Genomic DNA, 1742 nt, shown 5'->3' on the forward strand with positions numbered 1-1742 from the left:
CTGCCATCCTCCCTCCCTCTAGAAATGTTGATTTATCAAGGCTTTTCGGCCCCTCAGGGGTGTCCAAAAAATATTTTTCGACAAAATCCCTTACATCCTTTTTCAGTTTTGTGGATATCTTACAGACCTAGGGTGCGCTTCGCGGCCACGGCTGGGGATATTTTCCTGCCGTGGGGGGAAGCATATTCGATGCACCCTTTGGATCTCCGCGTCGCTGATGAGGACGAACCCTCCCATGTCTCCGGGCGTCTTCGCGCCAACATTCCCTCGTTCGGTCTCGTCATCAGGCGGAGGCCGGCCAAGCTCCTTTAGGGACTCAAGGTCGAATGGATGAAATCACGCCAGCTTCTCCGGTGTCATCTCGTTGTCCAACGATTCTTCCGTTCGCAGGGGGAGGCCTTAGGCCGCCCGTTGCACCTGGGACAAGACGTCCTGTTTCATTCGCTCCGCGTCAAACGCTTGTTTCTTCGTACAAATCGCAAACAGCACATTCAACAGCTTCCGGCACAAGGCGACGATGGACTGCTTTCCGGTCAGCGGATTGACGGATCGGGTCGTATAATACTCATGCAGCTCGCGAAACGCCTCGTTATGCCGAATCAGCGGAATCATCGCCCGAAACAGCACCGAGCGCAACCGTTTCCGTCCCCGTTTGGAGATGTGCTTTTGCCCTTTGCGCTGGCCGGAGGAGTTCTCCTTGAGCGTCAGGCCCGCCAACTTCACCAATTGGCGCGGGTCCCGATAATGGGCGAAGCTGCCGATCTCCGCCAGCAGATCGATGATCGTGGCGTCTCCCAACCCGTCGACCGTTTTCAACCATTGGTACTCCATCGTCGTTTGAACCAATGCCTTCAACTCGGCGTCCAGTGCAGCGATCTCCGCCTCCAATTGGCGGTATCGGCGGACGAGCGCGGCGATCTCAAACCGGGCCATCGCTGTCCCTTCCGTCACCCCAATCGAGTCCTTCGCGGTGTTGATCAACGCCTGAATTTTGGCCTTCTGCGGGCATTTCATCCCTTTGCTTTGCCGGTACACCTCGATGAGCTCCTCGGCGGTCCGACCGGCCATATCAGCCGGAAGCGGCGTCCACTCCAACACCGAAAGCGCCGTTTTCCCCAAGTCACGAAACACGGTCCAAAACTCTGGAAAATACCGATCCGTCCAGCGGACGATCGCGTTTTTCACCGCCGTCTGTTCCTTGCGGAGCTTCTCTTTGAGCGTGCTTCCCACGCGCAAATCGGCTTCGATCTCGTGCAGCAGCCGGGGAACGAGGAATCGTCCGTCTTTTGCCAGTCTGGCAATGACCAGGGCGTCTTTGGCGTCGTGTTTCGTCGGCAGGTTGTCATCGAGTTCTTTCGACCGGCACACATGCGCCGGGTTGACCATGACCAACGGGATCCCGTGCTCCTCGAGNTCCCAAACGCTTGCATCGCCTCCTGAATCGCTTTATACAGCTGCTGAAACCCCTCTTTCGACTGGAAGATCGGGAACGACTTGCGAAGCACGCGCCCCCGGTCATCCACGAAGCAGGCGTAGTGGGTTCGTTTCGCGATATCGATGCCCACGACAAGCGTTTGTTCCGTAACTTGATCAATTTTATAGTTTTGTGTACAATTCATCTGAAGTCCTCCTTGGCATGATGGTAGGTATTGTTTGACACCCCTGCATCATACCAAGAGGGCTTTTTTTGATCAAGTCCCCGGAAAAGCTCCTAACGGGAATGCTCCTTTCTATTCAACCTG

Annotated in this window: 1 pseudogene; it reads right to left on the reverse strand. The window is 55.7% G+C overall.

Annotation, left to right across the window (positions count from 1 at the left end):
* Positions 1 to 399 precede the first annotated feature (399 nt).
* Positions 400 to 1619: pseudogene (locus ACFPOH_RS04310) on the reverse strand (IS110 family RNA-guided transposase).
* Positions 1620 to 1742: the final 123 nt, after the last annotated feature.

Source organism: Ureibacillus suwonensis (genome assembly GCF_042655065.1).
In the GTDB taxonomy this organism is placed as follows: Bacteria; Bacillota; Bacilli; order Bacillales_A; family Planococcaceae; genus Ureibacillus; species Ureibacillus suwonensis.